The sequence below is a fragment of the Vibrio rubrogenes genome (assembly GCF_059641415.1).
The window spans coordinates 1-7768 of the sequence record NZ_JCARSY010000065.1 but is presented as its reverse complement, the minus strand read 5'-3'; the positions used below and the strand labels follow the sequence as shown (position 1 = coordinate 7768).

Here is a 7768-nt window from a genome sequence, read left to right as displayed (position 1 = left end):
CACTGGCAAAATCCGGTGCCGGGCGTAGGAACCCGCTCACAAGACTCCAAGTATTATAGGTTGCTAACTTTTAGTTGGTTTTTTACTATATGCGGCCTCAGCACATCTGAATTATGGTGAGCTGGGCAAGGCAGCCTTAGCTGACCGTGTCTTGGAGAGCGGTATTCCTACACCTTGTTCCAGTTCACCACCCGAGTGTAGGAACTCTTGTGGTGAGTTTATTTTCATCATTCTCCAAGGAATCAACTATGTACGAAACCATCCCTTATAATCCCGAGTTCGCCCAAAAAGCCCGTGAATATTTGCGTCAGTTAGAAGAAATGTTTGAAGCCGAACAGCGGCACAACAGTCAAGAGCTACGCAACGTACTGCTGTATCTGAATAATCTGATTACCACTCATTATGTGCGCTACCATCAAGAGATTGATGAGGAGGATTTGGTGTAGTTAATTGGTTTGTTTATTTGGATTTCGAGCCGCGGTTGCGGCTCGTTATATTGAACATCATTGATATCACGACACCCGTACATAATCCTGCAGTACCGAGCGGACTTCTTCACTTTCCCATTGATAACCAGCAGCATATAACGCTCTGACCCGTTGGTTGGCTTCTTGGAGTTCATCACTCATCGGTTGCCATTCAGATTCGGGGAGTGGCTGACACCAGTTGACTACTTCTTTTCGGTTCATCATCTGACTCGGCAGAACATCTAAATCACGCTCCAGATACCAGTGTGCCCAGTAGCGTAACGTCACAATATTCCACAGCCGCCATAAAGGATAAAACAGCGGATTTTTTCGACGCATCTCCTGCATCTTCTGCCGATAAGCCGCCCGGGTGTAATCTGCCGTTTCAGTTTGCAGTTTGGCAGCGGCTGTCTGATCAATCCCTTGTGCGCCGTGCTCCATATAATCACGGATCAATTCAAACAATGACAGGCCTTCTTCTTTTGAATACACCGGCAGACTGATCAAATATTTTTTATCCGTCTCACCCGGTAAAGGACACATAAAATTCAGCGTATACATCGTCCGTAAACCAATATAACTGACGGCACTTAAGTGGTGTAGTTCAACCGCCACTTGCTCCCACGGCACACCAATAAATTGTTGTTGCTCGGTTTGATGAAGCTGCTTTCTGAGCTGACGAAAATAGGTAAACCACGGTTTAAGCGGGATATATATTAGTAATGCACCTCCTAACAGAAAAATAATACCGGTTATCAACCAAGCGGTGGAAAGCCCCCTTTCAGCAAAAAATAATCCCCACCCTGTAGAAAATAAAGCAAATCCAGCAAACCCAGATAAGAGGGTGAGATCTGACATCCCTTGGCTATAACCTTTGCTTGTCATATTACCAAAAAAAGAAGGTCGAATAAGGCCAGCTGATTTGACTCTTGAGATTAACAATTCCCGCTTCTGAGGATGAAAAATTACTGGTATATTTTTACGAGCGCTATCAGCAGAATCTTTAAACTGTAAATAAATCCCTCCCCCCACAAATAAGGTAAACAAGACCGGAACTGGTAAAATAGGTAATAAAAAATACATCAATCCAAAGATCCAAAAACCAGCGATAAAACCGAGAGCCAATAATACGATGAGCAGCAACATCTGTATCAAGCCTGATGCAGCATTAACACTACGTAATTCCAATAATCCATGTTGATTGACCGAAATGGATTTGGTTACAACAATCGGCTGGCGATTATTTGTTACTGGTAACGGTGCCAATGCCAGCCTTTCTATATCATTGTCTTTGACCACTTGCCCACAGGACATCATCGCAATCGTCTCGGCTTGGGCTGTCAATTCACTCATCATTTCACATCAGATAACCAGATTTCGAGCCGCAATTGCGGCTCGTTATATTGAACATCATTGATATCACGGCACCCGCACATAATCCTGCAGTACCGAGCGGACTTCTTCACTTTCCCATTGATAACCGGCTGCATATAACGCTCTGACCCGTTGATTGGCTTCTTGGAGTTCATCACTCATCGGTTGCCATTCAGATTCGGGGAGTGGCTGACACCAGTTGACCACTTCTTCTCGGTTCATCATCTGACTCGGCAGAACATCTAAATCACGCTCCAGATACCAGTGTGCCCAGTAGCGTAACGTCACAATATTCCACAGCCGCCATAAAGGATAAAACAGCGGATTTTTTCGACGCATCTCCTGCATCTTTTGCCGATAAGCCGCCCGGGTGTAATCTGCCGTTTCAGTTTGCAGTTTGGCAGCGGCTGTCTGATCAATCCCTTGTGCACCGTGCTCCATATAATCACGGATCAATTCAAACAATGACAGACCTTCTTCTTTTGAATACACCGGCAGACTGATCAAATATTTTTTATCCGTCTCGCCCGGTAAAGGACACATAAAATTCAGCGTATACATCGTCCGTAAACCGATATAACTGACGGCACTTAAGTGGTGTAATTCGACTGCAACCTGTTCCCACGGAACACCAATCAGTTGAGACTCGGTTTGACGAGGCTGCTTTCTTAGCTGACGAAAATAGGTAAACCACGGTTTGAGCGGGATATATAGGCAGAAGAGACCAATCAGTATTAAAGATATGGTTAAAGGTAACCCTTCACCATATTCTGAGTCCAGAATATGACCGACACATCTCGCCCAACCAAGCGAAAAAATAATAGCTCCGGAGAATGCAGCTAAAATCACCCTATCTGATGCTCCTTTCTTAAAACCATCACTGTTCATTGAACTAAATAGTGAAGGGCGCTCCAATTTGTTTCCTGCTCGATAAATGAGCACTTCCTGCCTTTGCGGATGAAAAACCGTAGGAACATTCCTACGAACACTATCTCTTCCATCCTTTTGGTCAAAGTATAATGTCCCACCTAAAAAAACACTAAAGAACAAGGGTATTGGTAGAAAAAACAAAAGCATCTTGCTCATCATAAACCAAACAAAAATAATACTCCCTAATAAAAATATGCCTCCAAAGAGCATGAGTTTAGCCGCACCAATATTTGCATTAACACGACGAATTTCTAACAACTTTTTTTTATTAATCGCAACAAATTTCGTTACGGAAATCGGCTGGCGATTATTTGTCACTGGTAAAGGAGCCAATGCCAGCCTTTCTATATCATTGTCTTTGACCACTTGCCCACAGGACATCATCGCAATCGTTTCGGATTGGGCTGTCAATTCACTCATCATTTAACTCCATGTAACCAGATGTGAACCCGAAGGGGCATCGATTTCTTCCTGACTGAGGCTGAGCACATTATGGTCGGTGAACGGTATGTGCATCGCTTTACTCATATGAAAATCCCAGTTGTTCCGATACCATTTATTTTCACCACTCCGCAGCGATACACAGCACCGAATTTGATTGATATATCTTTCATTTAACCAGTCACTGCGAACAAAAAAGGTTAGTTCACAGCCACCATTCATCGGCAGTAACGTCGCATCCACTTTCAGTGACTCCAGCACATCAACCCACTCCCCGCGGAATCTGCGTCTCGGATCCCGGCAGAATGCTTTCAGCTCCAGCTTGCAATTTTCAGCGGTCGGTCGCGAAACTTGAGGCAGAAAAATTTTCAATTGCACTTCGGTCTCAACCGACTGATCCTCTGTATATGTGTTATTAAGCACTTCATAACGGGCTCCCGGCTTAAACGACTGCGGTGCCAAGACTTCATAATGATTGGTCAGTGACCAACCTTGATCATCCTTACCCCATGCGGTGTCATCCGCCCAATCGACCAAAGGTGGCCACTTGTAGTACTGCCACAACTTATCAATCACAAAAAATGCTACCCATAAATAAACGTTAAAACGAATAAATTCTGCTGCGATCGACAGTGTTCCTGACATAGCTATTTGAGTACTTTCTATTGCTCCAGTATATAGACGATAAGCTGTAACTGAGTAGAGATAAGTCTCTCTTACTCCAACACTAAGTCCCGCTACACTTATACCAACTCTTGATAATGAGAGCAGAAAATTCCTTGATCTCCAATCACTAGACGCCTCGTGGAACACATCCATACCAGCATCCCACGTCCGGATCCCCATCCCAATCGCGCCCATCGCTGTTACAATCGGTGTACTGTAAACTGTCCATGTCGCCAAACGAGCCAGTGTTGCCTCATGCAGCGCTTCATCACCCACTTTCAAAGAGGCGTTAAGCCACGCGGTATAAATCGTGCCGGCAGAAGAAATAACAGAGGCGGTTGCGGTAATCCCGGCCTCTGCAAAAGTGAGTAATTCCCCTTCTTGCGGGTCATCATCGGTCAAAGCTTCCCACGCGTGCCATGCACTCCAGACATACATATAAGTCAGCAGGAAAGATATACTGGTCTTGACAATTTTACCGGCATCGGGTTTCCCTTCTGCGGTCAGCATTTCCCGTACCGTCCCCCGGGCGTTGATGCTTCTGACCATCTGTTTGGCTTCATCCATCACCTGAGACATCGGATAACTACCACTCTTTTTGATGCCAAGGCTGACTTCCGGGCCGGAGTGACTCAGAATTTCATTATATTTTGACCGGAACTGACCTAATAATTGGTTTTTTGAACGCTTTGCTGCCCTTAATTCACGCACATAATTTGCCCGGGCAGTATGGCGGGCTGATTTTGACATTTGCAGAATGCTATTGTTACGGCCTTTAATGGCTTTGATCGTCTGCTCGGTCTGTTTGAGGTTTTTATTGATTTGATCGAGTTCCTGATGCAGTGACTGAAGCTTACCGGCCGCCTGTTGGTCCGGGATATGCCACTGGATACCATTGGCTTTAAAGTTCAGATTAAGCAGTTGTTTTGTCCCTTGACTGAGCTTATCCAGATTATTGCTCAAACGCTGGGTAAAGTTCATCTCTCCTCCCGGCGCTTGTAATGCTGCGGTCATCGACACAACAAATGCTTCATTCTTTAAAGATAAGCTCTGAACAACCCGGGCCTTCAGATCATCATCAAGAATCGGATTCAGGTGATTCAGATTATTGGCTGTCTCCACTTTTTTATTAAATGATTCAACCCCTTTCAGCGCATCACCGATACTGACAAACTTTTTCCTGATATTGAGTACATCTTTCACTGAAACAAATGTGGTATCACTGGCAATGTCATCGTAAACCGATAACGGAAAATCATCCTCCCCGGCATAATACTCCAGCAACCACTGATCATCGTTGTTTTTAAAAAAAGCGGTCAGAATGTCTTCATAATCCAGTTTAATTTTGAAGTGATCTTTATTTTTCGGAGAAATATAAGCAGCCAGCAGAGACCACTTGGGTGCAATCCCTTTTACATAAGGATTCAGACGTTCCAGATTCTCTGAAACTGTGACTTTATAATCATCCCACTTTGTCACAAAATCGGTCATTTCATCATAATGAATCACCGTTTTGATGCCGTCTTTGCCAAAAGCCCCACCCTCAATCAATTGCTTGTATTCAGCGGCGCACTTTTCCAGCGTACTTTTCGCTGTGTAATAAGAAATGCTGTAATCCTCAGCCAGTTTCTTTGCCATTGCATTGGCTTTATTATTAACCGATCTTCCCATATTGGCAGGATAGGAACTTTGGTAACCATCTTTACCGAAAATACCGGGAACGCTGGAAGCCGCTTCCCAGTGATATTCATTCTGATCATTTAAAACTTCGATATGGTTTTTTAACCGTGCTGATAGTGCCTTTCTTTCCTCGTCATCAGAGATATGAATACCTAATGAGTCCAGTAGTGAATCAAATCGCCCGGCTAAGAATTGATCGACCTGCATCAGATTATTCAATAACTGCGCAACTTCATAGCGATCACAGTTACGGTGCCCATCCACTTCCTTTTCATACCAAGTTTTATATTGGGTCTTTAAATCGTTTTGCCGTTCAGCAGCTTCAACCAGATCGGCACAAATATCATTAATCAATAAAACGGCGCTATCTTTTTCATATTCGGGTAATACCGAAGATTGCACCGGCGACTGGGCTTCCGGCTGAAAGATTAAATTGGATAACCACCAATACTGACCTGAATCATACTGACCGCCAGACTCCGTTCTCTGCGCTGAAAAATCGATACAACCCGGGATTTTTTCTGTCGGCATTAGCCCTTTGGTACCATTGATGGGGTCAACATCACCCAGCAAGACCCGGTTCATCAGACTCGACTGATCATCGCTTGCCCCGAGTAAAATCTCTGCCCGCTCAGGTGTCATCGCAACCGGCATAAACAGAGCATGGAGAACACCACGTCGTGGGACAACTATCGTTTTCTGACCGCTGTCCTGAAATGCATCAGTACCCTTTTCAAAATAACGCCCAATCAGACTTTGATCATCTTTGACTTCAAATTCGTACAGCGTCTCTTTATCTTCACTGTGGATGATATAGAGAAAACCGGGATTCAGTGGACGAAACCCTTGTGGTACGCCATCGTCGCGATACAAACTGTCATTAAGGTTTTCAGGGACGCTCTCCCCTTCCTCACTCATGGCATAACGCATCGGAACCAGTTGGATCATGGGGTTCATATACGGGCAGGCTCCCGTCAGGCTACCGGTATCCTCTGTTGATTGGGATGCGGCGGCATTATTCGCTAATAAGATATGTTCCGTCATGTTGACCTCAACAAATATAGTCTGCTACGCGGTGCGTCAGATTGGGTTGGTAATTAGCAAGTTGCAGGGCAGCGCTTTTAATTCGCTGCTGTGGGATTTGCTGACTAGGCTCGGTCAGTAAAATAGCAATCTCCGGATAAATTGATTTATCCAGACAGCTATCACCAAGGTGGCACCAGATATTGGCAAAATAAAAAATTGACTGCGGGCTCTCAAAACCCAGCGCCATTGATTTCTGATATACAAAGCGAGCGAAATCCTCACAGGTTTCGTCCGGTGGTAATAATTGTGGAAAATAAGACTGAATATGCTGATGTAGCTGGTGAATAAAATGTTCAATCTTCAGTTCAAACAGCACATCCAGATGTGCCTGCGTCATCACAAATGGTGACTGCTGCCAGATCGCCGCATCTACGGTTTCTTCAGTCTGAAAATTTTCCCAGCATATCTCTTTCTTATTCCAGCACCAGATTCGATGACAAGGACCGAAAAGTCGTCTTTTTTCCAGACTATGCTCCGTTTTCTGAAAAGCGGCAAAAATTCGCGGATCATACAACCGGAAAACCATAGGTTCAGAACTTTCGGGAGATAAAGCAAACAACTGAGCTTGCCAGTAGCAGAACAGTGCATCAAATCCGGCATCGGATTCAAGAATCAGACATCCGTTTTTGTTCTCATCGCTCTCCAGCAATTCAGCAAACGGTGTCAGTGAAGAGACCTGAACTAATAGAGGAGAGACTTCTATCACATCCTGTAGGCGCGTTCCCGCATACAGTGGCATCACTTGGTCAGCAGCATCCAGTAAAGCGACCTGTTTCGCCAGCGCATCAATTTGAGCACCGTCCAGCAACAGGTAGATCGGTTGCGAGGTTTCGATTGCAGGTAACATCCATTATGCCCCTTGCATTTCTTGACAGATTTGGCAGAGCCCCTGGACATGAGCGGCCGCAGATTTTAATGCAGCCACCTGTTTCACCGGAGAGATTGCTGCGATAGGCTGAATATCTTCCAACTCTCCCGGCAACAATGCAGATTGCCCGCCATACGCCACCGCACTGCCGGCACTGCCGCCGGCGTTGAGGTTAATCGCCGGGCCGGAGAGGTTGACACTGCCGCTGTCGATACTGATAAAACTGCCCCCGGCGGATAAGGTCAAACCGGAGCCC

General features: G+C 45.2%; 5 protein-coding genes and 1 pseudogene. 1 reads left to right on the top strand and 5 read right to left on the bottom strand.

Annotated elements, in window-relative coordinates:
• Positions 1 to 248 precede the first annotated feature (248 nt).
• Entirely contained in the window at positions 249 to 446 is a 198-nt protein-coding gene (locus AC55NX_RS20185; RefSeq protein WP_496997359.1) for a hypothetical protein, read from the top strand.
• 66 nt (positions 447 to 512) lie between these two features.
• Here the strand turns inward: AC55NX_RS20185 and AC55NX_RS20180 are convergent, their stop codons facing one another.
• From AC55NX_RS20180 to AC55NX_RS20160, 5 genes and pseudogenes are all read right to left on the bottom strand, one after another.
• Entirely contained in the window at positions 513 to 1820 is a 1308-nt protein-coding gene (locus AC55NX_RS20180) for a hypothetical protein (protein ID WP_496997358.1), read from the bottom strand.
• A 66-nt stretch (positions 1821 to 1886) separates the two neighbouring features.
• Positions 1887 to 3191 (bottom strand): hypothetical protein, encoded by a 1305-nt coding sequence (locus tag AC55NX_RS20175; RefSeq protein WP_496997357.1) that lies wholly within the window; start codon positions 3189 to 3191, stop codon positions 1887 to 1889.
• Positions 3192 to 3194: 3 nt separating this feature from the next.
• Positions 3195 to 6602: a toxin VasX gene (locus tag AC55NX_RS20170; protein WP_496997356.1), complete on the bottom strand. Its 3408-nt coding sequence runs from the start codon at positions 6600 to 6602 to the stop codon at positions 3195 to 3197.
• A 7-nt stretch (positions 6603 to 6609) separates the two neighbouring features.
• Positions 6610 to 7491, bottom strand: a complete 882-nt coding sequence (locus tag AC55NX_RS20165; RefSeq protein ID WP_496997355.1) for a DUF4123 domain-containing protein — start codon at positions 7489 to 7491, stop codon at positions 6610 to 6612.
• 3 nt (positions 7492 to 7494) lie between these two features.
• A pseudogene (locus tag AC55NX_RS20160) lies at positions 7495 to 7768 on the bottom strand (type VI secretion system tip protein VgrG); the annotation flags it as partial.

What these genes read in the sequence shown, in the direction of transcription:
- AC55NX_RS20185 (WP_496997359.1), top strand. Translation starts at nt 249, where the DNA reads ATGTACGAAACCATCCCTTATAATCCCGAGTTCGCCCAAAAAGCCCGT.
- AC55NX_RS20180 (WP_496997358.1), bottom strand. Translation starts at nt 1,820, where the DNA reads ATGAGTGAATTGACAGCCCAAGCCGAGACGATTGCGATGATGTCCTGT.
- AC55NX_RS20165 (WP_496997355.1), bottom strand. Translation starts at nt 7,491, where the DNA reads ATGTTACCTGCAATCGAAACCTCGCAACCGATCTACCTGTTGCTGGAC.
- AC55NX_RS20170 (WP_496997356.1), bottom strand. Translation starts at nt 6,602, where the DNA reads ATGACGGAACATATCTTATTAGCGAATAATGCCGCCGCATCCCAATCA.
- AC55NX_RS20175 (WP_496997357.1), bottom strand. Translation starts at nt 3,191, where the DNA reads ATGAGTGAATTGACAGCCCAATCCGAAACGATTGCGATGATGTCCTGT.